The 25,902-nt window shown below is 66.8% G+C and carries 28 protein-coding genes; 15 read left to right on the top strand and 13 right to left on the bottom strand.

The window, feature by feature from the left end; genetic code table 11:
• Positions 1 to 3: 3 nt before the first annotated feature.
• A complete protein-coding gene (locus FQK05_RS17140; protein WP_158969065.1) occupies positions 4 to 657 on the top strand; it encodes a hypothetical protein in 654 nt (217 codons plus the stop codon).
• A 29-nt stretch (positions 658 to 686) separates the two neighbouring features.
• On the opposite strand, the gene FQK05_RS17135 is transcribed toward FQK05_RS17140, so the two are convergent.
• Positions 687 to 1,040 carry an AzlD domain-containing protein gene (locus FQK05_RS17135; RefSeq protein WP_158969063.1) on the bottom strand — a complete coding sequence of 118 codons (354 nt, stop codon included), beginning with the start codon at positions 1,038 to 1,040 and terminating at the stop codon, positions 687 to 689.
• The gene (locus FQK05_RS17130; RefSeq protein WP_158969061.1) at positions 1,033 to 1,755 is read right to left on the bottom strand and encodes an AzlC family ABC transporter permease; all 723 of its coding nucleotides are present in this window, start codon (positions 1,753 to 1,755) and stop codon (positions 1,033 to 1,035) included. The genes FQK05_RS17135 and FQK05_RS17130 overlap by 8 nt, the downstream gene beginning before the upstream one ends.
• Positions 1,756 to 1,818: 63 nt before the next feature.
• Between FQK05_RS17130 and FQK05_RS17125 the strand changes: the two genes are divergently transcribed.
• The 6 genes from FQK05_RS17125 (at position 1,819) to FQK05_RS17100 (ending at position 7,839) form a co-directional block, all read left to right on the top strand.
• Positions 1,819 to 2,706, top strand: coding sequence for a formate dehydrogenase accessory sulfurtransferase FdhD (locus FQK05_RS17125; protein ID WP_158969059.1), 888 nt, complete (start codon positions 1,819 to 1,821; stop codon positions 2,704 to 2,706).
• A complete protein-coding gene (locus FQK05_RS17120; protein ID WP_158969057.1) occupies positions 2,703 to 3,239 on the top strand; it encodes a hypothetical protein in 537 nt (178 codons plus the stop codon). Before FQK05_RS17125 ends, FQK05_RS17120 begins: the two co-directional genes overlap by 4 nt.
• Positions 3,236 to 3,853: a molybdenum cofactor guanylyltransferase MobA gene (gene mobA / locus FQK05_RS17115; protein WP_158969055.1), complete on the top strand. Its 618-nt coding sequence runs from the start codon at positions 3,236 to 3,238 to the stop codon at positions 3,851 to 3,853. The genes FQK05_RS17120 and mobA overlap by 4 nt, the downstream gene beginning before the upstream one ends.
• Entirely contained in the window at positions 3,850 to 4,341 is a 492-nt protein-coding gene (mobB, locus tag FQK05_RS17110; RefSeq protein WP_158969053.1) for a molybdopterin-guanine dinucleotide biosynthesis protein B, read from the top strand. The genes mobA and mobB overlap by 4 nt, the downstream gene beginning before the upstream one ends.
• Positions 4,341 to 6,494 (top strand): molybdopterin-binding protein, encoded by a 2,154-nt coding sequence (locus tag FQK05_RS17105; RefSeq protein WP_158969051.1) that lies wholly within the window; start codon positions 4,341 to 4,343, stop codon positions 6,492 to 6,494. The genes mobB and FQK05_RS17105 overlap by 1 nt, the downstream gene beginning before the upstream one ends.
• Positions 6,495 to 6,639: 145 nt before the next feature.
• A complete protein-coding gene (locus FQK05_RS17100; protein WP_158969049.1) occupies positions 6,640 to 7,839 on the top strand; it encodes a calcium-binding protein in 1,200 nt (399 codons plus the stop codon).
• Here FQK05_RS17100 and FQK05_RS17095 read toward each other — a convergent pair whose 3' ends face one another.
• The 4 genes from FQK05_RS17095 to FQK05_RS17080 all read right to left on the bottom strand — a co-directional run bounded on the left by FQK05_RS17095 (position 7,840) and on the right by FQK05_RS17080 (position 11,954).
• On the bottom strand, positions 7,840 to 9,198 hold the full coding sequence (locus FQK05_RS17095; protein ID WP_158969047.1) for an MFS transporter: 1,359 nt from the start codon (positions 9,196 to 9,198) through the stop codon (positions 7,840 to 7,842).
• Positions 9,199 to 9,612: 414 nt separating this feature from the next.
• The gene (locus FQK05_RS26170; protein WP_233270551.1) at positions 9,613 to 10,890 is read right to left on the bottom strand and encodes a hypothetical protein; all 1,278 of its coding nucleotides are present in this window, start codon (positions 10,888 to 10,890) and stop codon (positions 9,613 to 9,615) included.
• A 16-nt stretch (positions 10,891 to 10,906) separates the two neighbouring features.
• Entirely contained in the window at positions 10,907 to 11,377 is a 471-nt protein-coding gene (gene greA / locus FQK05_RS17085; protein ID WP_158969045.1) for a transcription elongation factor GreA, read from the bottom strand.
• A gap of 199 nt (positions 11,378 to 11,576) precedes the next feature.
• Positions 11,577 to 11,954, bottom strand: a complete 378-nt coding sequence (locus tag FQK05_RS17080; protein ID WP_158969043.1) for a VOC family protein — start codon at positions 11,952 to 11,954, stop codon at positions 11,577 to 11,579.
• Between the two features lie 88 nt (positions 11,955 to 12,042).
• Between FQK05_RS17080 and soxR the strand changes: the two genes are divergently transcribed.
• Positions 12,043 to 12,519: a redox-sensitive transcriptional activator SoxR gene (gene soxR, locus FQK05_RS17075; RefSeq protein ID WP_158969041.1), complete on the top strand. Its 477-nt coding sequence runs from the start codon at positions 12,043 to 12,045 to the stop codon at positions 12,517 to 12,519.
• Between the two features lie 34 nt (positions 12,520 to 12,553).
• On the opposite strand, the gene FQK05_RS17070 is transcribed toward soxR, so the two are convergent.
• Entirely contained in the window at positions 12,554 to 12,862 is a 309-nt protein-coding gene (locus FQK05_RS17070; protein ID WP_158969039.1) for an EthD family reductase, read from the bottom strand.
• Positions 12,863 to 13,166: 304 nt separating this feature from the next.
• On the opposite strand from FQK05_RS17070, the gene FQK05_RS17065 reads away from it, so the two are divergent.
• From FQK05_RS17065 to FQK05_RS17055, 3 genes are all read left to right on the top strand, one after another.
• The gene (locus FQK05_RS17065; RefSeq protein WP_158969037.1) at positions 13,167 to 14,822 is read left to right on the top strand and encodes an electron transfer flavoprotein-ubiquinone oxidoreductase; all 1,656 of its coding nucleotides are present in this window, start codon (positions 13,167 to 13,169) and stop codon (positions 14,820 to 14,822) included.
• 318 nt (positions 14,823 to 15,140) lie between these two features.
• Positions 15,141 to 16,856 carry a tetratricopeptide repeat protein gene (locus FQK05_RS17060; RefSeq protein ID WP_158969035.1) on the top strand — a complete coding sequence of 572 codons (1,716 nt, stop codon included), beginning with the start codon at positions 15,141 to 15,143 and terminating at the stop codon, positions 16,854 to 16,856.
• Positions 16,843 to 17,667, top strand: coding sequence for a 4-(cytidine 5'-diphospho)-2-C-methyl-D-erythritol kinase (locus tag FQK05_RS17055; RefSeq protein WP_158969033.1), 825 nt, complete (start codon positions 16,843 to 16,845; stop codon positions 17,665 to 17,667). The genes FQK05_RS17060 and FQK05_RS17055 overlap by 14 nt, the downstream gene beginning before the upstream one ends.
• A 114-nt stretch (positions 17,668 to 17,781) precedes the next feature.
• Here the strand turns inward: FQK05_RS17055 and FQK05_RS17050 are convergent, their stop codons facing one another.
• Positions 17,782 to 18,780 carry a polyprenyl synthetase family protein gene (locus FQK05_RS17050; RefSeq protein WP_158969031.1) on the bottom strand — a complete coding sequence of 333 codons (999 nt, stop codon included), beginning with the start codon at positions 18,778 to 18,780 and terminating at the stop codon, positions 17,782 to 17,784.
• 167 nt (positions 18,781 to 18,947) lie between these two features.
• Here FQK05_RS17050 and FQK05_RS17045 point away from each other — a divergent pair, with 167 nt between their 5' ends.
• The 3 genes from FQK05_RS17045 (at position 18,948) to FQK05_RS17035 (ending at position 20,174) form a co-directional block, all read left to right on the top strand.
• On the top strand, positions 18,948 to 19,160 hold the full coding sequence (locus FQK05_RS17045) for a putative signal transducing protein (RefSeq protein ID WP_158969029.1): 213 nt from the start codon (positions 18,948 to 18,950) through the stop codon (positions 19,158 to 19,160).
• Positions 19,161 to 19,931: a tRNA1(Val) (adenine(37)-N6)-methyltransferase gene (locus tag FQK05_RS17040; protein ID WP_158969027.1), complete on the top strand. Its 771-nt coding sequence runs from the start codon at positions 19,161 to 19,163 to the stop codon at positions 19,929 to 19,931.
• A 78-nt stretch (positions 19,932 to 20,009) separates the two neighbouring features.
• Positions 20,010 to 20,174 (top strand): YdcH family protein, encoded by a 165-nt coding sequence (locus FQK05_RS17035; protein WP_158969025.1) that lies wholly within the window; start codon positions 20,010 to 20,012, stop codon positions 20,172 to 20,174.
• Between the two features lie 36 nt (positions 20,175 to 20,210).
• Here the strand turns inward: FQK05_RS17035 and yddG are convergent, their stop codons facing one another.
• From yddG to FQK05_RS17015, 4 genes are all read right to left on the bottom strand, one after another.
• Positions 20,211 to 21,098, bottom strand: a complete 888-nt coding sequence (gene yddG / locus FQK05_RS17030) for an aromatic amino acid exporter YddG (RefSeq protein ID WP_158969023.1) — start codon at positions 21,096 to 21,098, stop codon at positions 20,211 to 20,213.
• A gap of 147 nt (positions 21,099 to 21,245) precedes the next feature.
• Entirely contained in the window at positions 21,246 to 21,968 is a 723-nt protein-coding gene (gene phbB / locus FQK05_RS17025; protein WP_158969021.1) for an acetoacetyl-CoA reductase, read from the bottom strand.
• Between the two features lie 150 nt (positions 21,969 to 22,118).
• On the bottom strand, positions 22,119 to 23,294 hold the full coding sequence (locus tag FQK05_RS17020; RefSeq protein WP_158969019.1) for an acetyl-CoA C-acetyltransferase: 1,176 nt from the start codon (positions 23,292 to 23,294) through the stop codon (positions 22,119 to 22,121).
• A gap of 269 nt (positions 23,295 to 23,563) precedes the next feature.
• A complete protein-coding gene (locus tag FQK05_RS17015; protein ID WP_158969017.1) occupies positions 23,564 to 24,481 on the bottom strand; it encodes an EAL domain-containing protein in 918 nt (305 codons plus the stop codon).
• 141 nt (positions 24,482 to 24,622) lie between these two features.
• Here FQK05_RS17015 and FQK05_RS17010 point away from each other — a divergent pair, with 141 nt between their 5' ends.
• Complete coding sequence (locus FQK05_RS17010) at positions 24,623 to 25,195, top strand: DNA-3-methyladenine glycosylase I (RefSeq protein WP_158969015.1); 573 nt, start codon at positions 24,623 to 24,625, stop codon at positions 25,193 to 25,195.
• Positions 25,196 to 25,325: 130 nt separating this feature from the next.
• Here FQK05_RS17010 and FQK05_RS17005 read toward each other — a convergent pair whose 3' ends face one another.
• Positions 25,326 to 25,889 (bottom strand): TlpA family protein disulfide reductase, encoded by a 564-nt coding sequence (locus tag FQK05_RS17005; protein ID WP_158969013.1) that lies wholly within the window; start codon positions 25,887 to 25,889, stop codon positions 25,326 to 25,328.
• Between the last annotated feature and the right edge of the window lie 13 nt (positions 25,890 to 25,902).

Genomic DNA, 25,902 nt, shown 5'->3' with positions numbered 1-25,902 from the left:
CCGATGCGAGTTCCGCTTTTGTGCCTGGGCATCGCTTGCCTGGCGCTGGCCGGCTGTGCCACGCCGGGACAGCGCTATGCCACGGATGCCGAAATGGCGGCGTCGCATTACCGCGAACCGGGTCCGAACACGCTGACACTGATCACCATGGTGTCGAACCGGACCGGCAACGGGGCGCATTCCGCCCTGCTGATCAATGCACCGGGCGAACGGGTCATGTTCGACCCGGCCGGATCCTTCGTTCTGGACGGTGTGCCGGAACGCAACGACGTGCTGTACGGCATCACTCCGCAGGAACTGGCCTATTACAAAAGCGCCCATGCGCGGTCGACCTTCCACGTCGTCCTGCAGACGGTCGAGGTGACGCCCGAACAGGCCCAGACCGCGCTGCAACTGGCGCAGCGGGAAGGCCATGTCGCGGCCTTGTTCTGTGCGAATTCGACATCCGGCGTGCTGCGGCGGGTGCCGGGCTTCGGCCAGATCAAGCAGGTGATGCAGCCCAACGCCCTTATGAACCAGTTCGCCCAGATCCCCGGCGTCACGACCGAGAAATATTTCGAGGATGACGAGGGCAACATCCAGGATGGCGTGGCCGCGGTGAATGCCCAGAAGGCCGCCGCCGAAGCGGCCAAGGCGGCCCAGCCCTTCACGAACTGACGCCTGCCGGTCGGCGGTTCAGCCGCCGATCACAGGTACTGTACCAGATACAGTGTCACGATCCCGCCCAGGATTCCCCCCAGCGCACTGCGGGTCACGTACCCGGCGATCACCGTCATGGCCCCGGCTGCAAGGTGCGGCAGGCTGAAGACCCCGTCGGTCGCTGCGGGCCAGATCACCAGCGGCGTCACCAGCGCCGGCAGGATCGCCACGGCGGTATAGCGCAGGTGGCGCAGCACGGCTTCGGGCATGGTGCGCCCGCCCATCAGTGCCAGGAAGCCGAAGCGCAGGGCAAAGCTGCCGACGGCCAGCCCGGCGCAGATGATCCAGAACTGCGCATCGGTGAAGGCGCGTTCGACAACGACCACGGTTTCCTCAGGCATCGGTCCAGCTTCCCTTGCGCCGCAGCGACAGTTCTACTCTGGCGCCTACGATCATCCCCAGCGCCCCGGCCACGATTAGCCCCAGGTTATAGGGCAGGAATGCCGCCGGCAGCGATACCAGCCCGGCCGTCAGCGCCGCTATCCTGTGCGCGGGTGTGCGCAGCATCGGCGCCACCAGGCTGAGAAAGGCGATGGGCACGATGAAGTCCAGGTTCCAGCTGTCGGGGATCTGCACCCCCACGAGGGCCCCCACCAGCGTCGCCGCGCACCAGAGCGGCGCGATGACCGCGGCGGTCCCGAAGAAATAGGCATAGCGGTTGGGCATCGGCATGTCCCGGTCCCTTTCGAACCGGGCCAGCGACAGGGCATAGGACTGATCGACCATCAGGTAGGCCGCGATGGCGCGTTTCCACAGAGGCGCGTCGCCCATGTAGGGGGTCAGCGAGGCAGAATACATCCCCATCCGCAGGTTCACCGCCAGACCGGACAACAGCGCGATGATCGTCGGCGCCTGTTCCTGCAGAAGGCCAAGCGAGGTCAGCTGCGCCGCGCCCGCGAAGATCGACCCGGTATAGACCATGATCTGGAACAGGTTCAGCCCGGAACCGGCGGCGACCACTCCGAAAACCGCGCCGAATGGACCGACGACAAGGATGAAGGGTATGCTGTCCCGCGCACCGCGAAGGAAATCGGAAAAGGATGTGGAGGAGGACATGCAAACTTCCTAGGGTAGGCCAGCAAGCTTTAGCGGCGAAGAACGGGCGATGCAAACGGGGGGATGACCATGGCCAGGCTGGATGCGACCGGGGGCTGGATCATCGCGCCGGATCCGCAGGCCGCGGGGCTGACGCGGGCAGTGATCGGGCACGACCAGACCGGGGCCGAGGTCGCCCTTTCGGTGGTCGAGGAACGTCCGCTGACGATCTACCTCAATTCGCGTGAGATCGTGACGGCCATGACCATCGGCGATTACCCGGAATACCTGGCGCTGGGGTTCCTGAAGAACCAGGGCATGCTGGGCACCGCGGACGAGGTGACGGGCGTCGACTATGACGAGGAGGTCGAGGCGGTGGTCGTGCGGACGAAGGTCGAAACCTCGCACGAGGCGAAACTGGCCAAAAAGACGCGCACCTCGGGCTGTGCCGTGGGGACGGTCTTCGGCGACATGATGGAAGGGCTGGAGGGGCTGACCCTGCCTGCGGCAGAGGCGCGGACATCGTGGCTTTACGCCCTGTCCCACCAGATCAACCGTACGCCGTCGCTGTACCTGGAGGCCGGGGCGATCCACGGCACGGTGCTCTGCCAACAGGACCAACCGCTGGTTTACATGGAAGACGTCGGCCGCCACAACGCTGTCGACAAGATCGCGGGCTGGATGTTTTCGACCGGAACCCCTGCTGCGGACAAGATCCTCTACACAACAGGCCGGCTGACGTCCGAGATGGTGATCAAGACGGCGCTGATGGGGATTCCGGTCCTTGCCTCCCGCTCCGGCTTTACCGCCTGGGGGGTGGAGATCGCACGTCAGGTTGGCCTGACCCTGATCGGCCGCATGAAGGGCGCGCGCTTCGTCTGCCTTGCGGGAGAGGAAAGGCTGGTCCGCGACGCGGATCCGGCGCAGGTTCCGGAGGAGGGGCGAAGCTCTCGCCGGAAAGGTGCGTCATGATTGAATTCGGGTACCGGTTGACCAAGGCCGAAGTGAAGACCGGCGGGCAGGCGGTTTCGAGGTCGATCTATTCCGGCGGCGCGCGGATCGGGTGGATCGCCCAACAGGCCAGCGTGAGCGTCGGAATTGGGGTTCTTCCCTTCCTTGCCGGCTATTTCATTATCACCGCGGCGGGAGCGACCCCGGAGGCCAATGCCAGGGAATGGTTGCTTCTGAGCCTCGTGATCGGTGGGATTCTGGTCGTGCTGATCCAACGGAACGAAAGGCGTCGCTTGGCTGTGACGACAAAAGTCGTGGACGATGGGGCATGGCGCATGGCGATCGACAGTCAGGGCCTGTCCATGACCAACGGGCGCAGCAAAGCGTTCAACGCTTGGGCCGATTGCGACGACCTTGTAGAAGCAAAGCGCATGATCGTTTTGCGTGTTGGCGCGGTGGGATATGCGATTCCGGACCGGCTTCTGGCCCAGGTCGGAGACGTCGCCGATCTGCGCCGTCAGATCGTCAGTTGGTACGCGGCGTCCCGCACATGACGATTCCGGGCATCATCCTGGCCGGCGGACAGGCGCGGCGCATGGGGGGCGGGGACAAGGGGTTTCTGCCGCTGGGCGATGGCACCCTGCTGGACCGCGTGATCGCCCGGCTGGGGCCGCAGGTCTCCGGCCTGGCGCTGAACGCCAATGGCGATTCGGGCCGGTTCGCGGGTCTGGGCCTGCCGGTGATCCCGGATTCGCTGCCCGATTATCCCGGGCCGCTGGCGGGGGTTCTGGCGGGGCTCGACTGGGCTGCGGGGCAGGGGGCAGAGGCCATCGTGACCGCCGCCGCGGACACCCCGTTCTTTCCGGGCGATCTGGTCGCGCGGCTGGTCGATGTCAGTTCTGACATGGACGTGCCCCTTGCCCTGGCCGCCACGCCGGACCCCGAACGTGGCATGTCGCGGCATCCGACTTTCGGCCTCTGGCCCGTCGCCCTGCGTCACGACCTGCGGACGGCGCTGGAAGGGGGCTTGCGCAAGGTCGTGCTGTGGACGGATGCGCACAACGCGGCGACGGCGGTCTTTTCCGGCGGCAGCTATGATCCGTTCTTCAACGTCAACACGCCCGAAGACCTGGCCCGGGCAGAGGAGATGTTGGAGGTGATGGCATGAAGGTCTGGGGTGTCACCGGCTGGAAGAATGTCGGCAAGACCGGGCTCGTCACCCGCCTGGTGACCGAAATCGCGGGCCGCGGGCTGACCGTGTCGACCGTCAAGCATGCGCATCACGCCTTCGACGTCGACCAGCCCGGGCGGGATTCCTACCGCCACCGCCAGGCCGGCGCGGCCGAGGTTCTGGTGGCAGGCGCCGACCGTTTTGCCCTGATGGCCGAACTGCGCGGCGCGCCCGAACCCACGCTGACGGAACTGCTGGGCCGGATGCGACCCGTGGACCTGGTGCTGGTCGAAGGCTTCAAGCGCGAGCCCCATCCGAAGGTCGAGGCGTTCCGGGCCGAGGCCGGCCATGCCCTGATCGCCCCCGGCGACCCGTCGGTCCGCGCCGTGGCCAGCGACGTGGCGCTGGACCTGGACCGGCCGGTCTTCGCCCTGGACGATACCCGCGCGATTGCCGATTTCATCCTGGCCGAGGCTGGCTTTTGATGCGGTTCGACACCTTCGCCATGGTCGACTGGTCCGGCGGCAACGACACCGGCCCGCGCCCGCGAAAGGACGCGATCTGGATTTGCCTGGCCTCGGCCAGCGGAGTCGAGACGCCGCTTTACTTCCGGAACCGCGACCTCGCGGAACGCTGGATCGCCGACCTGATCGCGGAGGAGCTGGAAGCGGGACGGCGGCTGTGTATCGGCTTCGATTTCCCCTTCGCCTACCCGAAAGGCTTCGCGCAGGCGTTGACCGGCTCGGCAGATCCTTTCGCTGTCTGGGACTGGCTGGAGGACCGCATATCCGACAGCCCCCGGGCCAACACCCGCTTCGATGTGGCGGGAGAGATCAACCGTGCGCTGGGCGGCGGGCGCGGTCCGTTCTGGGCCAACGGGCTGCGTAATCGCGACATCGACGGGCTGCCGCGGACCAAGCACGGCTATGCCAACCCCTTTCCCGACCGCCGCGCGGCGGAGGCGCGGGCGACAGGCACCTTCACCTGCTGGCAGATGGCGGGCGCCGGCGCCGTGGGCGGGCAGGTCATGACAGGCCTGCCGGTGCTGACGCGCCTGCGCCGCCGCTTTGCCGATGCGCTGGCCGTCTGGCCGTTCGAGCCCCTGACCCGCCCTGTCGCGGTGATGGAGATCTGGCCCTCGCTTCTGTCCGACGTTCTGGCCGAGGAAACGGCAAGCGCCGAGGCCGCCGGGCAGGCCCCTATCCGCGACGCCCTGCAGGTGCAGATCGTGGCGGCGGCGCTGGCGGGGCTGGGCGCGAAGGATCTGGCGAGGATCGCAGATTTGGACGCGCCCGAGGAAGGCTGGATCCTGGGGCTGGGCCACGAAACCGCCCTGGCCGCGGCTGCGCGCAAGGTGTTGGAGGTTCGGACGCCTGCGCTGCCCCGCCCGCCGCGGCTGACCAACGACTGTTTCGCCCTGCCGCCGGGTGTCGACTGGACCCCGGTCGACATGGCGCTGGCGCGACTGCGGTCGGGTCTTCATGCGGTGACGGGGACCGAAGACATGCCGGTGACACATGCGCTGGGCCGCGTGCTGGCCGCGCCTGCGGTGGCGGGGCGGTCGCATCCGCCGGCGGCGAATTCGGCGGTCGATGGCTATGGCTTTGCTGGCGGTGCCAATGCCGGCGGGCAGGTGCTGGAACTGCTGCCGGGCCGCTCTGCCGCCGGGCAGCCCTATGCGGGCCGGGTCGGGCGAGGCCAGGCGCTGCGGATTCTGACTGGCGCGCAGATCCCCGAGGGCGTCGATACCGTCGTGCTGGAGGAAGACGTGGCCCTGTCCGCCGGGCACGTGGCGTTTAACGGCCCGCTGAAGCGCGGCGCCAATACCCGTAAGGCGGGCGAGGACGTGGCCGAAGGCCACGTGGCCCTTGGTCCCGGGCGTGTGCTGGCGCCGCAGGACCTGGCGCTGCTGGCGGCCGTGGGGATCGGCCGGGTGACGGTCAGGCGACGCTTGCGCGTGGGTGTCCTGTCCACCGGCGACGAACTGGCCGAACCCGGGGAGGAGATCGGCGCCGACCGCATCCACGACGCCAACCGGCCCATGCTTCTGGGGTTGGTCGACCGCTTTGGTCATGTTCCCGTGGATCTGGGCCGGGTGCGGGACGACCGCGCGGCGCTGGCCGCCTGCCTGGCTGATGCGGTGAAGGGCAAGCGGGTCGATGCGATCCTGACCTCCGGCGGGGCGTCGGCGGGGGAGGAGGATCATGTCTCGGCGCTCTTGTCGGCCGAAGGCGCGATCGAGACCTGGCGGATCGCGATGAAGCCGGGCCGGCCGCTGGCGCTGGGTCTTTGGCGGGGCGTTCCGGTCTTCGGCCTGCCGGGGAACCCGGTCGCGGCCTTCACCTGTGCGCTGATCTTTGCGCGCCCCGCACTGTCGCTTCTGGCCGGAGCCGGCTGGGTCGAACCGCAGGGTTTCGACGTGCCGGCCGCCTTTGAGAAACGCAAGAAGCCCGGGCGCCGCGAATACCTGCGGGCGCGCATCCGGGACGGACGCGCGGAACCCTTTGCCTCTGAAGGGTCGGGCCGGGTCAGCGGCCTTAGCTGGGCCGAAGGTTTCGTCGAACTCCCGGACAGAGAGGCGCATGTTCGCCCGGGCGACCCGGTGCGTTTCTTGCCGTTCGGCAGCTTCGGGCCTTAGGGGCACGGCACGCAGCGGCCCGGTCTGCCGCCCGGGGCCGTAAAGCTGGCGTGGGCCGGTTTTCCCGACTTGTCCGGTTGTGCGGATCGGGGCACGCTTTCCCAGCAACGCGCCGGTCCGACAGGCGTGAGGGGAGAATGAACAAATGAGCCTTTTTCAGATCACGCCGGTCCTCGGCTATGCGGATGTCGTGCTGGATTTCCACAATTCCGGCACAGGACCGATCGACGATGCGCCTTACGGCGGCACCTATAACGAAACGACGCTGGCCGGGTCCTTCCCGGTCACGGTGGGCCTGGGCGTCGTGCTGGGCGACGACCCGGACGCGACCGTCGACTTCCTGTCGCTGCCCCAGGGCTCCCATGTCTCGGTCGGGTTCCTGGACGAGGTGGTGGTCGATGGCACAGGCGACGACATCTTCATCACCGAGATCGCGGGAAATGGCGAGAACGCGGAGGTCTGGGTCGGCAGCGGCGACGGGACCTATGTCTATCTGGGCAATGCCGGCGGCGGTACGACCAGCTCCTTCGATCTGGCAGACATCGGCTGGAAGGGCTTCGTGAACGAGGTCAGGATCGTCGGCCTGGACACCCTGGGCGGCTCGCCCGGATTCGACGTGGTGAACGTCAAGGTCCTGCCCGGCGCGGTCGAGGATCTGGACGACGACAACGATTTCGACGGTACGACCGGCGACGATCAGGTCGACCTGGGCGATGGCGACGACGTGTTTGACGGCAAGGGCGGCGACGACGTGGCCGAAGGCGGGGCCGGTGACGACGAGATGACGGGCGGCGGCGGCCGGGACAAGCTGAGCGGGGGAGGCGGCAAGGACCTGCTGAAGGGGGGCGCCGGCAATGACGATCTGAGCGGCGGCGGCAGGAAGGACAAGCTATTCGGCGGCAAGGGCGCGGACGACATGGACGGTGGCGGCGGTCGCGACAAGTTGTTCGGCGGCAACGGCGCCGATGAGGCCCGGGGCGACGCGGGCAATGACCGCGTCTTCGGCGGCAAGGGCGCCGACGAGCTCTTCGGCAATGGCGGGCAGGACCTGGTGAGCGGCGGTGACGGCGCGGACTTTATCGACGGCGGCAAGGGCAACGACAACCTGATGGGCGGGGCCGATGGCGACGTCTTCTGCTTCAGGACCGGCAGCGGCGCCGATTCGATCTACGACTTCGAGGCCGGGCTGGACATGGTGGAGATCGCGAAGGGCGCCAACAGGTTCGGCCAGCTGGTCTTCGACGCGTTCGAGGACGGCGTCCAGGTCAGCTTTTCCAACGTCTCTATCTTCTTCGCGGACATGACGCTGGATCAGGTCAAGGATCCCGACAACTTCCTGTTCTGATCAACGCTCGGGCGCGGTGCGCCGTGCCCGCGGCGGTGATGGCCAGCGCCGGTGTTCGTCGTCGATGACGAAGGCATGGCGATGGCCGCCTTGGCCGTCCGCTTCCAGATGCGGGTGGCCGGGGGCCAGGTCCGGGTGATCGTGGGCCAGGCTTTCGGGATCGTGCGGTGGCCAGGTCATGTGGGCCAGGACGGCGCCTGCCAGCCCCATGGCGCCCAGAATCAGCAGCGTGGCGGGCATGCCCAGAGCCTCGCCGCCGATGCCCGCAACCGGGTAGGCGATCAGCCAGCAGGCATGGGACAGCGTGAACTGCGCGGTGAAGAGCGCCGGCCGGTCCTCCGGGCGGGCGGAGCGGCGCAGCAGCCGCCCCGAGGGGGTCAGGATCGCGGAATAGAGGAACCCGCCAAGCGCCCAGAGGGCCAGGAAGACCGGCCAGGCGGGCAGGCCCGCCAGCCAGGTCCAGAGACCCAGCACCACGGTCCAGAGCGTCACTGCCGTGCCTGCCGTCACCATCACGGGCCGGTCGGGCATGTGGTCGAGGAGCTGAGGCAGCACCAGCGCGGCCAGCATAGACCCGGCCCCATAGCAGGCCAGTGCCACCGCGACCTGGGTTTCTGCCCCGCCGAAGCCCGCGCGCACAAGGACGACGGTGTTGACCAGGACAAAGGCGCTGGTCGCCGCGGCTGCCATCGACAGGCCCAAAAGGCCCCGCAGCCGGGGCGTGGCCATGTAAATGCGAAGCCCGCGCGTCGCGCGTTCGGCAAAGCTGCGGGTCCGGGTCGCGGCCTTGCGCAAGGGCAGGGCCACACTGGCGACCATAAGGGCGGATCCCGCGAATCCCACGACGGTGCCCAGAAACAGGTTGTGATAGCCCGTCACCAGCAACAGCACACCGGCCAGCGCCGGGCTGAGCAGGTTTTCCAGATCATAGGCCAGCCGCGAGAGCGACAGGGCGCGGGTATAGTCGGCCTCGGATTCGAAGAGATCGGGGATGGTGGCCTGGAATGTCGGCGTGAAGGTGGCCGAGGCCGCCTGAAGGACGAAGATCAGCAGGTAGATCTGCCAGACCGCGTCGACAAAGGGCAGGGCCAGCGCCACGACGGCACGGATCAGGTCGGCGCCGATCAGCACGGCCTTGCGCGGCAGCCGGTCGGCCGCGGCATTGGCCAGGGGCGCCAGGCCGACATAGGCCACCATCTTGATCGCGAAGGCGGTGCCCAGAACGGCCCCCGCACCTGTCCCGGCGATGTCATAGGCCAGAAGCCCAAGGGCCACGGTCAGAAGCCCGGTGCCCACCAGCGCGATGCACTGGGCCGAGAAAAGGCGGGCAAATACCGGATTGGCGAGAATGGCAAGCATCTGGGTGATCCGTTCGGGGAGCCGGATTTCAACCTAACCGGTTTCCAAAGGCCTGTCGCGCGGGGCAGCTGGATCGCCGCGCCCCCGGATCGCGTGCGCCGCGGTCCACCCCGGCCGGATCCTTCCTCCCACCCCGGGGGGATAGGTGCCGCATCCCCCGCCCCGCGCCGGGCGCGATCCGGGGGCCCGGGGGCGGGGCCGGCCCGCGGGCTGCTGTGGCAGGTCCTGTCCGCAGGTCGGCAGGATTCGCTGCCGGCGCGGGGCCGGCAACCCCATGGCAGGTAAAGCAGTTGGCAGGCGGAAAGAGCCGCGATGCCATGCTATGGCCACGGCCAGAGGCGCAGTTACAGCCCGGCCATCGGGGGGTAAATCACTTGCCTTCGTCGCCGCACCGGGCGCCTCAGAGCTCAGACCTCAATCGAAGGTGCCGGCGACGCGGGCCAGCAACATGAAGGCGCGGGCGGTACGGGTGTCGCCGAAGGCCGCCATCTCGGCATCCGAGGCGCCGGGTTCGAATTCGGCGGCCGCGCGGTCGAAGAGGCGTAGGAAATGGTGCGCGGAATCGCGGAAGATCGTGTCCTGCCGCATCTTCAGCGTGATCCGGGCCAGAAGCTCGCGGTCGTGGATGCCACCCAGATCCGCCACGGCCCGCCCGCGCACGCCCTTTGCAAACAGCCGCCATGTTTCTGGCCGCGCCTGGTCGGGGCGGAGGTCGTCCATGTAGACGCCTTCCTGGCTGAGAAGGGTCAGCACGTCCTCGGCCGACTGGATCATCTGCGCCGTCTGCCGGTCGCGCATCGCTCGTCGCAGCGCGCCGAAGCCTTCCTTGTCATCCGCCGTTTCCGGAAAATTCAGCGCACGCACGTAATCCGAAGCCGCGGGGCGGGGCGGCCTTGCGACCTCTGGCAGGTCGAAGGCCAGCGCGCCTTGCAGGGCGTCGGTTTCTCTGGCAGGGGCCGTCGCGTCCGGTTCTTCCGGCAGCTGGTCCAACCTGCCTTCCGGCGCGTCTTCTGCCCCATCTGCGGGGGGCGCCGGATCGGACACGTCTGTCAGGCGGGCCAGCAAGCCGGATTCGGCGGCGTCCAGGGCGGCATGCATGGCCTCGTCGTCCTCGTCGGGGGCGATGTCGTCCCCGGCCGGCAGGCTGGGGGCATCGACCGCGACCGGCGCGGGGGCCGCGGCCGGGGCCGTCGCGACGGAGAATTCCGGCGCGATGTCTTCAGGCGTGGTCGCCTCGATCAGCATCAGCTCGACCCGGTCCAGACGGTCGATCATATCGTCCAGCTTGCGCGCCAGTTTCGATTCCAGGCCGGCGGACTGGCGCTGCTGCTGGGCAATGGCGGTCTGGCGAATGGTGGCCAGCGCCTCCTGCAGCTTGTGGCTGTCGCGGCGGATCTCCTCCTGTGCGCGGGCCATGGCCATCAGGACCCAGATCCCGCCCAGCGGCATCACGGCCGCCAGCACGGCGACCACGAAACCCAGCCCGGCAAAGCTTTCGCGCCAGGCGACATCGGTCAGCAGCAGGAAACCGCCGCACAGCCCCAGCCAGAGAACGCTGAATGCGAATGCCAGCGCCCGCCACGACGCCACCTCGCGGCGGGTCGTGGCGGCGGTGATCCCCAGCGCGGAATCCCGTGGCGATGTCGGCTGCGAGATCGACTGTGACGTCGACTGGGGGGCGTCGTCGGTCATGGCCCCTTCTTCCCGGTCAGGCGTAGACGATTTTCAGGACTTCATAGGACCGCTGCCCCCCGGGGGTGCGGACCTCGACGCTGTCGCCTTCGTCCTTGCCGATCAGGGCACGGGCGATGGGCGACTTGATGTTCAGAAGACCGTTCTCGATATCGGCCTCGTGCTCGCCGACGATCTGCCAGGTCTTCTCTTCATCCGTATCCTCGTCGACCAGCGTGACCCTGGCGCCGAACTTGATCGAACCGGACAGCTTGGCAGGATCGATCACCTCGGCCAGGCTCAGGATGCCCTCCAGTTCCTTGATCCGGCCCTCGATGAAAGACTGCTTCTCGCGGGCCGAATGGTACTCGGCATTTTCCGACAGGTCGCCATGTTCGCGCGCCTCGGCGATCGCCTTGATGATGGCGGGCCGTTCGACGGATTTCAGCTGCTTCAGTTCGGCCTCGAGCGCGGCGTGGCCCTTGCGGGTCATCGGTATCTTTTCCATTCCCTCTCTCTTCCCACGCGTCCTGTGTTGTATGCGCAAATGGTGCGCCCCGCCGCGGAACTGCGACGGGGCGGATTTGGGTCAGGAACGACCTGATCAAGTCTGACGGGGATTTGCAAGGGGAGAGCGGCGCCCCCCGTTCCCCGACCAGGGCGATTTCCGGCCGGTTTCCTGCGTAAACCGGCGATTTCGGACCGGTTCAGCTATAGGAGACGACCTCGTATTCGATTCCGTCGGTATCGTCGAAATAGAAGCGGCGGCCGGGTTCATAGTCGTCATGGTTGTGGGGCTCGAAGCCATGTGCGCGAAGCCGCGTTTCGGTCGTGTCGAGATCGCCGACCACGACCCCGACATGGTTCATCATCGACATGCCCCGGGGCGCCGGCCCGTCGCGCGGTTCCGTGCCGGGGCCGGTGTAAAGCGCCAGATAGGCGTCGTCGGTGCCGACATGGACCGTTCGGCCGTCGCGGGCCGGCCCGGACCATCGGATCTTCCAGCCGAAGATGTCGCACATCCAGGCCGCGGTGGCATCGCAGTCCGAGACGGTGAAATTGACGTGTTCAAGGGCGGCAGTCATTGGGAACCTCCTGATTTTGTCCTGTCTGCGAATCCGTGGTAATTCCTCAACCGAACTTTAGGTCAAAGGAAAAATGAGGAGGCGGCGGATGGCGGTATCGGACGGTTTGCCCATCGGGGCGCTGGCGGCGCGGACAGGCCTGGCGGTGTCGGCGATCCGCTTTTACGAGGCGCAGGGGCTGATCCGGCCCTGGCGCAACGCCGGCGGTCAGCGGCGGTTCCAGCGGGCGGATATCCGGCGGTTGAGCTTCGTCATGGTGGCGCAGCGGGTCGGGTTGTCCCTGCCGGAAATCCGCGCGGTGCTGCAAACGCTGCCCGGCGGGCGCACGCCGACCAAGGCGGACTGGGATCGGATGGCGGCCGCCTTCCGCGCACATCTGGATGCGCGCATCGCGGAGCTGGAGCTGCTGCGGGACAATCTGGACGGCTGCATCGGCTGTGGCTGCCTGAGCCTGCCGACCTGCGCCCTGCACAATCCCAAGGACCGGATGGGAGCTCGCGGTGCGGGACCGAGATTCCTGCTGGGAGACGTGCTGGAAAAGGAAGAGGGGCGCGGCGACGGCTGACGTCGCGCCCCGGTGTCTGGATGGGTCGGGTGCCTTAGCCGGCGACTTCGCCGAACAGCATCTGGGCCTTGCCGTTGTAGAAGTTCGGGATGTCCTTCACGGCATCGGCCGAATCCTTCAGCGCCTCGTTCATTGCGGCCTGGTCCTTGAAGACCATGGTGGCGATGGCGTGATAGCCCGGCGGCACGCCGGGGCCGCCGGCGAGCCCGCGGGTGACCAGCGTCTGGTCCAGGTGGGGCCCAAAGCTGTCGGCCACCAATTTCATGTGTGTGTCCATGTAATAATCGAAGTCGAAGGTCGTACCCTCGGTCGCGGGGTAGATGACTTGCATGGATGCGGACATGGGTTCCTCCGGTCTCTGCCGGATCTGATGGCCGGCTGGGCGCACTCTGCCGCACCGGAAGGGAAGGGTCAAAGCCTTGTGGGGGGTGACGCCGCGACCGGGGAGGGGGCTCTGCCCCCGAGGATATTTGAAGACCAAAGAATCGGCGGGCGCCCGCGGGATTGCCGGCGGGCGCCAAGTTAGGGCCGTTTGCCGCGCAGGAATGTTGCGCAGGGCAATTGACCTTAGCAAGGAAGCAACGATAGTCAGATGCGACCTAGATTGACACTGACACATGTCAGGCGCCACAGGAGGGAATGCCGGAATGGCCGAGATCGAACGCGAGGCAATGGAATACGACGTGGTGATCGTGGGCGCCGGACCGGCCGGCTTGTCCGCCGCCATCCGTCTGAAGCAGCTCGACGCCGATCTGAACGTCGTGGTCCTGGAAAAGGGATCCGAAGTGGGCGCGCACATCCTGTCCGGCGCCGTGCTGGATCCGTCGGGGCTGACCCGGCTGATGCCCGACTGGAAGGAAAAGGGCGCGCCGCTGAACGTGCCCGTGAAGGAAGACAACTTCTATATCCTGGGCGAGGCGGGGCATCTGCGGCTGCCGAACTTCATGATGCCGCCGCTGATGAACAACCACGGCAACTATATCGTTTCCATGGGGAACGTTTGCCGCTGGATGGCCGAGCAGGCCGAGGAAATGGGGGTCGAGATCTTCCCGGGCATGGCCTGTTCGGAGCTGGTCTTTGGCGAGAACGGTGAAGTGAAGGGCGTGGTCGCGGGCGAGTTCGGCCGCGAGCCCGACGGCACGCCGGGCCCGTCCTACGAGCCGGGGATGGAGCTGCACGGCAAATACGTGTTCCTGGGCGAAGGTGCACGGGGATCGCTGTCGAAGCAGGTGCTGGCCAAGTACGACCTGGCCAAGGATTGCGACGTGCCGAAATTCGGCCTGGGCATGAAAGAAATCTGGGAAGTCGACCCGGCCAAGCACAATGAAGGCGAGGTCACCCACACCATGGGCTGGCCGCTGGGCTTCAAGAATTCCGGCGGATCCTTCGTCTATCACCTGGACAACAACCAGGTTTATGTCGGCTATATCGTCGACCTGAACTACAAGAACCCGTACCTTTACCCGTACATGGAATTCCAGAAGTTCAAGCATCACCCGAAGATCGCGGAGCTGCTGAAGGGCGGCAAACGCGTGGCCTATGGCGCGCGGGCGGTGACCAAGGGCGGCTATCAGTCGATCCCCCAGGTGGCTTTCCCCGGTGGTGCGCTGCTGGGCTGTTCGGCGGGGCTGGTGAACCTGCCGCGGATCAAGGGCAACCACAACGCCATGCATTCCGGCATCGAAGCCGCCGAGGCCGCCTTTGCCGCCATCGGCGCGGGCCGGGCGGGCGATGTCCTGACCGAATACGACACCGCGCTGAAGGCAGGTCCGGTCGGCAAGGACCTGAAGACGGTGCGCAATGTGGCGCCGCTGAACGGCAAGCTGGGCCCCTTGGGCGGTCTGACGCTGGGCGGTTTCGACATGTGGTTCCAGACGCTCTTCGGTGGCGCGTCGCTGTTCGGGACGGTCAAGCATGGCAAAACCGATGCGCAGGCAACGGAACGGGCCGAATGGCACAAGCCGATCGACTATCCGAAGCCCGATGGCGTGCTGTCCTTCGACAGGCTGACCAACGTGAGCTTTTCGATGACGAACCACGAGGAAAGCCAGCCGGCGCACCTGAAGCTGAAGGATCCCAAGATCCCGGTGTCGGTGAACCTTCCGGACTTCGCCGGGCCGTCGGCACGTTACTGCCCGGCGGGCGTCTACGAGTTCGTCGAGGAAGAGGGCAAGCCCACACGCTTTGTCATCAACTTCCAGAACTGCGTCCACTGCAAGACCTGCGATATCAAGGACCCGAGCCAGAACATCAACTGGACCTGTCCGCAGGGCGGCGACGGGCCGAACTATCCCAACATGTAAACCGGTACGCGGTGGGCTGGATCGCCGGGGCCCGACCCGGGTGACGGCGCCCCGCCCACCGACCCTCACCGGATCCCTGCGGGATCCGGTGGCCCGCCGTGCCGGCGATCCGGTCCGGTCCTTTTCCGCCGATCCCTTTCCGGCCTGCCGGGGGGGCATTTGCGGATGATCCCGATGAAATACGCGTGAAACAAGGCGAATCTGCCGAAAATTGTCGCGCAGCGGCGGGCGAAGTCGCAGAGCCCCCATTGCGGCTGCCGCCTCGCGGGCCTAGCTTGTAATCTTGACAGGCATGTTATCGCTCGCAGGGAGACTTTGGTGACCACAGGTTTCGCACGTGCGGCCGCTGCGGCGGTCTTCGCTTTGATCGCGCTGCCGCAGACGGCCCCGGCCGAGGGTCTGTCCGGGGCCTACCTGGCCGGTCGGCAAGCCCTGATCATGAACGACTTCGCTGCCGCCGCAGATCATTACGCGCGCGCGTTGGAGACGGATACAACCAACGACTACCTGCTCGAAAGCACGATCATTTCCCTTCTGTCGCTGGGTGAGGCGCGCAAGGCGCTGCCCTATGCCAATATCCTGCAGTCGGCCGGTGGCGACCGGCCGCTGGCGCGGCTGACGATTCTGGCCGACAAGGCCCAGGCGGGCGACTGGGACGGCGTTCTGGAGATCGCGGCCACTGCCCCCGACACGGATCCGATCACCGGCAGCCTGGTGGCCGGCTGGGCGCTGGTCGGCAAGGGCGACCGCGACGGCGCCATGGCGCGCTTCGATGCCGTGGGCGAAGATCCCGGGCTGAAGGTGCTGGCGCTTTATCACAAGGCGCTCGCCCTGGCAGCGCTGGGCGATTTCGAGGCCGCCGAGGCGATCTTTGACGAAGAGGACCGGAGCCTGTTCCGGACCCGCCGCGGCGCGATGGCACGGGCCGAGATCCTGTCGCAGCTGGGCCGCAACGACGAGGCGCTGGAAAGGCTGGCCGATGCGTTCCGGTCGGGCTTTGACCCCGGACTGACGGAGATGGCGGACCGGCTGGCATCCGGCGAGACGATCCCCTTCGATACGGTCGCGGATGCGAAAGAAGGCCTGGCCGAGCTGCACTTTACCCTGTCGCTGATGCTGGATTCCGAAGACACGGTGCTTCTGTCCCTGATCCAGTCGCGGCTGGCGGGCTATCTGCGGCCGGATCATGTCGACGCCATCCTGATGAGCGCCGAGATGCTGGAAGGGTTGGAACAGTACGATCTGGCAGTCGAGACCTACCGCAAGGTGTCGAAGGACAGCCCCGATTTCTATGCCGCCGAGCAGGGCCGGGCCGAGGCACTGGGACGCGCCGGCAAGCCCGATGCCGCCATCGAGGTGCTGGAGCGGCTGTCGAAGGATTACCCGACGCTGCCGTCGGTTTATGCCTCGCTGGGGGATTTCTACCGGACCGAAGGACGCTTTGCCGAGGCGGCGGGGGCCTATGACAGGGCGCTGGAGTACCTGGAAGAGGACAGCGGGCGGCGCTGGGCGTATCTTTACGCCCGCGGGATCGCCCGCGAACGCCTGCAGCGCTGGGACGATGCCGAGGCGGATTTCCGGCTGGCGCTGGACCTTCAGCCCGGCCATCCGATGGTGCTGAACTACCTAGGCTATTCCCTGGTCGAAAAGCAGCAGAATCTGGACGAGGCACTGGCCATGATCGAGGAGGCCGTCGCGACCCGTCCCGACAATGGCTATATCGTCGATTCGCTGGGCTGGGCGCTGTACCGGCTGGGCCGCTATGAAGAAGCGGTTGCGCATATGGAGCGTGCGGTGGCGCTGGAGGCCGTGGATCCTGTGATCAACGACCACCTGGGCGACGTCTACTGGGCCGTGGGCCGCAAGCGCGAGGCGGAATTCCAGTGGAAGCGTGCGCTGTCCTTCGTCGATCCGACCGAAGAGGGATCGGAAGCCGACCCCGACCGGATGCGGCGCAAGCTGGCCATCGGGCTCGACGCTACGCTGGCCGAGGAAGGATCGCCGCCGCTGAAGGTGGCCGATGGCAAGAACTGAAGCCTTCGCCCCGGCGAAGGTCAATCTGGCACTGCATGTGACGGGGCGTCGGGCAGATGGATACCATCTGCTCGATTCGCTTGTGGCCTTTGCGGATGTGGGCGATCGGGTCTTCGTGGATGACGGCCCGGGCCTGTCGCTAACGGTCAGCGGGCCGCGCGCGGCGGGTGTGCCGGCGGGGCCGGAAAACCTGGTGCTGAAGGCTGCGGTCTTTGCAGGCGTCGCGGATGCGGCGATTTCACTGGAAAAGCATCTGCCATCCGCAGGCGGGATCGGCGGCGGGTCTTCGGATGCAGCGGCGACCTTGCGGGCCTGTGCCGTGCGGTTCGGGACCCAGGTGCCGGATACGCTGCCGCTGGGGGCAGACCTGCCGGTCTGCGTGCTGGCGAGGGCCTGCCGGATGGCGGGAATCGGAGAGATCCTGACCCCGGTCGGGGGCCTGCCCCCCTTGCCGGCAGTTCTGGTCAACGCGGGTGTGGACGTGCCCACGGGGGCCGTGTTCTCTCGCCTTGCCAGCCGCCACAACGCACCGATGGATCCGGTTCCGGCCGATTGGGGCGACGTGCCCGCGACGGTCGACTGGCTGGGCCGTCAGCGCAACGACCTGGAGGCGCCGGCGCAGGAAGTAGCCCCGGTCATCGGGGACGTGCTGGCGGCGCTCCGCGGCTCTGGTGCGCTGCTGGCACGGATGAGCGGGTCCGGCGGGACCTGTTTCGGCGTTTTCTCGGACGAAGGGCAGGCGGCGTCCTGCGCGGCGTCGCTGCGCGAGGCGCATCCCGGCTGGTGGGTGGCTGAAACCGTCCTGAATTGAAGCGTGCTCCGCGGAGGCCCACCCCGTTCGGATCACGTGGATCCTCGCTCCCACCCCGGCGCATGGTCGGGACCATGTGCCCCGTCCCGCACGCGATCCGGGACAGGAACAGGGTCAGTTGAGGCGCGACACCACGTAGCCCGCCAGGTCGTGCAGGATGTCCCGCAGCTCGTGCTCGGGGCAGGGGGCCAGGGCTTGCTGCGCAGTCTCGGCCCAGCGGTAGGCCTGATCCCTTGTGGCGTTCAGCGTGCCGTGCCTGTTCATCAGGTCCAGCGCCGTTTCCAGGTCGCCGTCGGCCTGCCTGCCGTCGGCGATGGTGCGCTTCCAGAAGGCGCGTTCGTCGGCATCGGCCGCGGCGATGGCCTTGATCACGGGCAGGGTCAGCTTGCGTTCGCGGAAGTCGTCGCCGACGTTCTTGCCCGTGGCCGCGCTGTCGCCCTGATAGTCCAGAAGGTCGTCGGCGATTTGGAAGGCGATCCCCAGTGCCTCGCCATAGGCGCGCAGGCCCTCGATCGCCGCGGGATCCGCGTCGGCGACGATACCGCCCACTTCCATCGCGGCCGAGAACAGTGCCGCGGTCTTGCCTTTCACCACCTGGATATAGATCGCTTCGGTCGTTGCCAGATCCTGCGCCGCGCTCAGCTGCAGCACTTCGCCTTCCGCAATTGTGGCGGAGGCGTTGGCAAGGATCCCCAGCACCTCGATCCGGTCAGTTTCGACCATCAGCTGGAAGGACCGCGCAAAGAGGTAGTCGCCCACCAGAACGCTGGACTGGTTGTCCCACAGAAGGTTCGCCGTCGGCCGCCCCCGCCGCTGGGCGCTTTCGTCGACGACGTCGTCATGCAGAAGCGTGGCGGTGTGGATGAATTCCACCGTCGCGGCAAGCTTCACCGCATCCGGGCCTTCGTACCCGCACAGGCCGGCCGCAGCCAGCGTCAGCATCGGGCGCAAACGCTTGCCGCCGGCCTCGACCAGATGGGCCGTCACCTCGGGGATGCGGGGCGCATGTTCGGACGCCATGCGGACGCGAATCAGATCGTTGACGCGGCCCATGTCGGCAGACAGTGCCGCGGCCAGACGTTCCTGAGGCTTTGCAACCGTGCGGGAATCCATCCTACCTCCGCAATAAAATCTTACGGGGCGGAGTCCGCCCGAGCATGTCCGGCTTAGGACGCCGCTGCCCCCCTGCAAAGGCCCGACCCGCCATTTGGCGACCAGACTGTTGCCGGATTGGGGCCCGGGGCTCGACACTTGCACCGGGGCGGCCTAGATCCAGACCCATGAAAGAACTTCTGCGTACCACCGATCCAACCGTGATGGCCTTCGCCTCCGCCCTTCTCCAAGGCGAGGGTATAGAGGCCTTTCCGCTGGACGTAAACATGAGCGTACTGGAAGGCGGCATAGGCGCTTTGCCGCGCCGGCTGATGGTGCGCGACCAGGATTTCGACCGTGCCGTCCGTGTCTTGGTCGACAACGAAATTCCCCGGGCCTGAGTGGCAGACTTCGCCGACAGCGACCTGACGCTGGACGCCTTCCTGGGCGGCGCGCTGATGCTGTCGCAGCCCCGCAAGGGCTATCGCGCCGGGGTGGATCCGGTGTTGCTGGCCGCCGCGGTGCCGGCAGAGCCGGGTGACAGCGTTCTGGAACTGGGATGCGGGGCAGGGGCCGCGATCCTGTGTCTTGGACGCCGGGTGCCGGAGCTGGCCCTGACGGGGGTCGAGCTTCAGGACGACTATGCCACGCTGGCGCACCGCAATGCCCGACGGAACGATCTGCCGCTTGAGGTCGTGACCGCCGATCTGGCGGCCCTGCCGTCCGATGTACGGGCTCGCAGCTTCGACCATGTCCTGGCCAATCCACCCTACTTCCGGGCCGGGGCGCATCAGCCTGCCGATGACAGCGGTCGGGCCACCGCGCTGGGGGGAGCCACACCCCTGTCGCAGTGGATTGGGATTGCAGCCAAAAGGCTGAAGCCCAGGGGCTATCTGCACATGATCAACCGCACCGACCGCCTGCCAGAGATGCTGTCGGCGGCGGAAGGACGACTCGGCTCGATTGAAGTGCTGCCGATCTCTGCACGCTTAGGTAGATCCCCTGATTTGGTGATTCTCCGTATGCGGAAAGACGGGCGGGCGCCGTTCCGGCTGCATGCACCCCTGGTCCTGCATGTGGGCTTTGCCCATGTGCAGGATGGCGCCGACGACTACGTGCCTGAAATTGCAGCAGTTCTACGACGCGGGGCAAAGCTGGTATGGCCTTCTTAGTCGCAACTCAACGCGCCGCGTGACAGAATGATGACGTTGTGCTCCACTGGTCTTGCAGCAAACGGAATGGAGAGTCCTATGAGCACGGAATCGCATCTGGTCGAGCTGAAGAAGAAGCATCAGACGCTGGAAACACGACTTGAAGCTGCGCAACGATCGCCAAGTACCGATCGCCTTGAAATCAACGAAATGAAGAAGAAGAAGCTTCGGCTGAAGGATCAGATCCAGCGCCTGTCGCATTGATGGCCTGACGGCCCCGCCCGCGTCGCGGGTCGGGGTCTAGGGGATCGGTGAAGGGCGGGGATTGGCGCGCAGGCTTGCCAAGGCGGCCAGCGCGGCGCCCCCTGTGATCAGCACGGCTGCCAGCCCCAGCGTCCAGCTGGGTGCTGCAATGCCTGTTGCCACCAGGATCAGCGTCGACAGCAGCGGCGCGGCATAGGATGCCGTGCCGAGAAGTTGGATGTCGCCCCGCTTTACCCCAATGTCCCAGACATAGAAGGCCAGGCCCACCGGCCCCAGGCCCAGCCCCAGCGTGGCCAGCCAACCCAGCGTGTCTTCGGGCCAGACGGTTTCTTCGACCCCCAAGTGGAGGGCGGCCGACAGCACCGCCGTGGCCAGGCAAAAGACCGCGACCGAGGCCGTGGGCGCATTGCCCAGCCGGCGTGACAGGACGGAATATCCCGACCAGGTCAGGGCGCAGCACAGCGCCAGCAGATAGCCGGGCAGGTAGGCGGTGCTGAAGCCGGTCGCTCCGCCCGACACGATCAGGGCCGCGCCGGCAAAGCCCAGCAGCCCGCCAGCCAGGTGACCGGGCCGCAGATGCTCGCCCGGCAGCAGGCCGGATAGCAGCACGATCAGCAGGGGCCACAGATAGGCGATCAGCCCGGCCTCGGCCGCGGGCGCCAGGCGCAGGGCCGAGAAATAGAGTGCATGATAGCCGAACAGGCCCAGCGTCCCGAAGGCATAGACTTTCAGCGGCACCCGGCGCAGCTGGCCCAGGCCGCCGTCCATCGCGGTCCACACCAAGCCGATGGCCCCCCCGATCGCAAAGCACAGCGCGTTCAGAAGAAGGGGCGGCACCGGGGCAGACCCCACGGTGAACAGGGCCAGCAGCGACCACAGAAGGACGGCAATGAAGCCGATGAATGTTGCGCTGGAGCGGGTCATGACCGCCCGATAGCAGGCCCGGCGGAAATAATCACGACCCCTGGTGCGGCCTGGTCCCGCGGCGTATCGGCACCGCACCGCTTCCCGAACCGCGGCGGGAGGCGGTGGCCGGCGAGGGGTGATCCCCCGCCGGCCGGATTTCAAGGCTCAGACGAAGAACTGACCGCCATTCGCGGTGATGGTCGACCCGTTCAGGAAGGCCGCATCGTCCGAGGCCAGGAAGACCACGCAGCGCGCGATCTCTTCCGGTTCGCCCAGGCGGCCGGTGGGGATCTGCGCGATGATCGAATTGCGCACCTTTTCCGGCACCGCCATGACCATGTCGGTCGCGATGTAGCCGGGGCAGATCGCGTTCGCGGTGATGCCCTTGGCAGCACCTTCCTGCGCCAGCGCCTTCACGAAGCCCAGGTCGCCCGCCTTGGTTGCGGAATAGTTCACCTGGCCGAACTGGCCCTTCTGCCCGTTGATCGAGCTGATGACGATCACCCGGCCGAAGCCGCGTTCGCGCATGCCCGGATAGATCGGGTGCACGGTGTTGAAGACGCCGGTCAAGTTGGTGTTCACCACGTCGTGCCACTGTTCCGGGGTCATCCGGTGGAACGGGGCGTCACGGGTGATGCCGGCATTGGCCACGACCACATCGATGGGGCCAAGGTCCGATTCGACCTGCGCCAGCCCGGCCTTCGACGCCTCGTAGTTGCCCACATCCCACTTGTAGGTCTTGATACCGGTTTCTTCGGTGAACTTGGCTGCCGCTTCATCGTTACCGGCATAGCTGGCGGCCACCGTGTAACCGGCGCCCTTCAGGGCCTTGCTGATGGCCGCGCCGATCCCCCGGCTGCCACCGGTCACTAAGGCTACACGAGACATTCTGATCGTTCCTCCAAAAAAGTCAGCATAATCTTGTTAAGCCGCAATGGGCTGTTTGCGCAATATTATTTCGCGGACAAAAAAAGAAACCTGCGGCATTTGCCGCAGGTTCCATTAACCACCATCATATGACGTGGACTTTGATCTGTATCAGTCGCGTGCGACGCACATTGCCACACCCATGCCGCCGCCGATGCACAGGGTCGCCAGACCCTTCTTGGCATCCCGGCGCTGCATTTCGAACAGTAGGGTGTTCAGGACGCGCGCGCCCGAGGCGCCGATCGGGTGACCGATGGCGATGGCACCGCCGTTCACGTTCACCTTGGCCGGATCCCAGCCCATGTCCTTGTTCACGGCGCAGGCCTGGGCCGCGAAGGCCTCGTTCGCTTCGATCAGGTCCAGGTCGTCGGCCTTCCAGCCGGCCTTTTCCAGCGCCTTGCGCGACGCATAGATCGGCCCCACGCCCATGATCGACGGGTCCAGGCCCACGGTCGCGAAGGAAACGATTCGCGCCAGCGGTGTGATCCCGCGCTTTTCGGCATTGTCCGCCGACATCAGCAGGACAGCGGCCGCGCCGTCATTGATGCCGGACGCGTTGGCCGCGGTGACGGAGCCGTCCTTGGCGAAGGCGGGGCGCAGTTTCTGCATCGCCTCGATCGTGGCGCCTTCGCGGATGTATTCGTCGGCGTCGAAGACCACCTCGCCCTTGCGGGTCTTGATGGTGACGGCCGCGATCTCGTCCGCGAACTTGCCGGCCTTGCGCGCGGCTTCGGCCTTGTTCTGCGAGGCGACGGCGAATTCGTCCTGCATTTCGCGGCTGATCTGCCATTGCTGGGCGACGTTCTCGGCGGTCTGGCCCATGTGATAGCCGTTGAAAGCGTCCCACAGCCCGTCGCGGATCATCGTGTCGATATAGGACATGTCGCCCATCTTGTGCCCGTTGCGCAGGTTGGCGGCATGGGGGCTCATCGACATGTTTTCCTGGCCACCGGCGATCACCACGTCGGCATCGCCAAGCGCCACGTGCTGGGCTCCCAGCGCCACAGCGCGCAGGCCCGATCCGCAGACCTGGTTGATGCCCCAAGCGACGCTGGATTCCGGCAGGCCGGCGTTGACATGGGCCTGGCGCGCGGGGTTCTGGCCCTGGGCGGCGGTCAGCACCTGGCCCAGGATCGTCTGGTCGACGTCGGCCTTGTCGATGCCGGCGCGCTCGACCACGGCTTCCAGCACCACCTTGCCCAGGTCGTGGGCGGGGGTTCCGGCGAGCGTGCCGCCAAAGCTGCCGACGGCCGTACGTGCCGCGGATGCGATAACTACATTGGTCATGATTGTTGTCCTCTGCCAGCCTGGGGTCAGGATACCTTGGGCGCGTGCACGGACACCGGCCCTGCGTTCTCGACGGTACGGGACAGCACCCGGGCGACGGTCCTCCCACGCCCACGATCTCGGTGTTATCCGAATGCTGCACTTGCGGCAACTGCGCTGTGGCGTGGGGCTTGCGGCGGCGGACCGACGCGGGGCGTGACATGGCCTATCTTGCGGCCGCGGCAGGCCGGCTCACTGCCGATGGGGGCGGACCGCAGGACGGGCCAGGGCTAGTTTTCCCAGGGCGGCCGCAGAGTCGGGGCGCCGAACCCGTAGCCCTGCACGCAATCGACCCCCATGGCGGCAAGGAAATCCGTATCGGATTGCGATTCGACGCCGACAGCCATCAGGCCCATTCCAAAAGCGTGTGCGATCCCGGTCATGGCCCGGACCAAAGCCTCGTTGTCCTGGTTGGAGGTGATGCCGCGGATGAAGCGCGCATCGATTTTCACCGCGTCGAACAGGCTGTCGCGCAGCGCGCGCAGAAGCGTCGGGCCGGCGCCGAAATCGTCCAGCGCGAATGCCACCCCGCGGGAGGCGACCCGCTCCATGAAATCGCGGATCAGGTCCGGCACGGCCGCGATCGAAGGTTCTGAAATCTCCAGCGTCAGGCGGGGTCCGATGCCGGAGTCGCGCCGCAGCGCCCGGTCAAGGATCTGCATCCAGCGGCGGTAGCCTGCGGTGCGGGCCGACATGTTCACCGACAGCCGCAGGGATGGATGCCGTTCCAGCGCCTTCAGACCCAGCGACAGCGATGCGCAATCCAGTTCGCGCCCGATCTCGCTGGTTTCCACGATGGGCATGAATTCGCGGGCCGGGATCGGCCGGCCGGTCGGGTCCAGCACGCGGATCAGGCCTTCGTGGAAGACCACCCGGTGGGGCGGTCGCGCCTCGACCACCGGCTGGTAGGCCAGGACACAGTCGCGGTGGCGGACGGCCTGTTCGACGATGTTCATAAGGTCGTGGTCGCGCAGCGCCACCGCCTCGTCCAGGGGGTTGCCGCGGTCGCGCCTGATGCCGGGCCGGGTCCGTTCGGCCAGGTGGTCCGTGCCGGTGCGCAGACCGGCGCGCGCATCGTCTTCGGCATCGCGAATCCAGGCGGCCTCGTCCGGGTCGGGGAGCGGTTCGGACAGTCGTGTCTTTGGCATGGGTGCATCCAGCGGCAATCGGAAACAGGGTCGGTGCCCCAGAGACATGGCGCAAAATTGTCAAGCGCGGCTTAAGCTTTGGATTTGCCAAGAGTTGTGTGCAAAAGGACGCCGACAAGGTCTGCAAGGCAGGAGAGTTGCGTGGAACGGTGCGCCTGGGTGGGATCGGAACAGATCTACATCGACTATCACGACACAGAGTGGGGCGTTCCCGAATGGGACAGCCGCGCCTTGTGGGAAAAGCTGATCCTGGACGGGTTCCAGGCGGGCTTGAGCTGGATCACGATCCTGAAGAAACGCGAGAACTTCCGCGAGGCCTTCGCCGAATTCGAACCGCAGATCGTGGCAGGCTGGGGCGAGGACGAGGTGGCCAAGCTTCTGACCAATGCCGGGATCATCCGCCACCGCGGCAAGATCGAGGCCACGATTTCCAACGCCCGGATCTGGCTGGAGATGGAGAAAGACGGGGGCTTCGACCGGTTCCTGTGGAATTACGTCGACGGCGCGCCGTTGCAGTCGCGGTTAGCCACCATGGCAGAAGTGCCGGCGGCGACGGATCTGTCTACGCGGATTTCGAAGGACCTGAAGAAGCGCGGGTTCCGGTTCTGCGGGCCGACCATCGTCTATGCCTTCATGCAGGCCGTTGGCATGGTCAACGACCACACGCTGAATTGTCATCGGCACGATCCGGTGGCGAAGCTGGCGGTGCGTTAGACGGGACGGCAGGGCAGGGCCCCGCGCGGGCCGGGCGGCCCGCCCGCCCGCCCATCGGTCGGAAACCTGCGGTTTCCGCCCTCGCCGCCCGGCCCGCGCGGGGCCATTGGCAGACGGAAGGGCAGGGGGATCAGCCTTCGGGCGTCGCCACCAGTTCGGCTGCAATGGCGCGGGCGCTGTCGGAATGCCAGGCCGCGTCGCCCATCAGGCGCGCGATCTCGTTCCCGTCGGGGTCGATCAGGACGGTGATCGGCAGGCCCAGAACGCCCATCTCGCGCGCCAGCGCCGATTTCGGGTCGGTGGCCTTGGGCAGTGCGGTGATGTCCGTTTCCGCGAAGAACTTGTTGATCCCCGCGGGAGAGTTCCGGCCCGTGGCGATGGTCAGCACTTCGAACCTGTCGCCGCCGAATTCCTGCTGCAGCGCGTTCAGTTCGGGCATTTCCTTGCGGCAGGGCGCGCACCAGGTGGCCCAGAAGTTCACCAGCACGTATTTCCCGCGATAGGCTTCCAGCGTCGTTTCCGACCCGTCGGGCAGGAAGAAGGCGATATCGGGCACCGGTTTCGGGTCCGCGAAGGTCAGTTTCTTCAGGTCGCCGTCGCGCAGGCCTTCCAGCGTGTCAATGTCGGCGGCGGCGGCGGCATTTGCACCGAGCGCGATCGAGAGATAAAGAGCGGCGGACCGAACCAGGCGCAAGAGGCGTCCTCCC

Source organism: Chachezhania sediminis, assembly GCF_009765275.1.
Taxonomy (GTDB): domain Bacteria; phylum Pseudomonadota; class Alphaproteobacteria; order Rhodobacterales; family Rhodobacteraceae; genus Chachezhania; species Chachezhania sediminis.
This window is presented reverse-complemented; position numbering and strand designations above follow the sequence as displayed.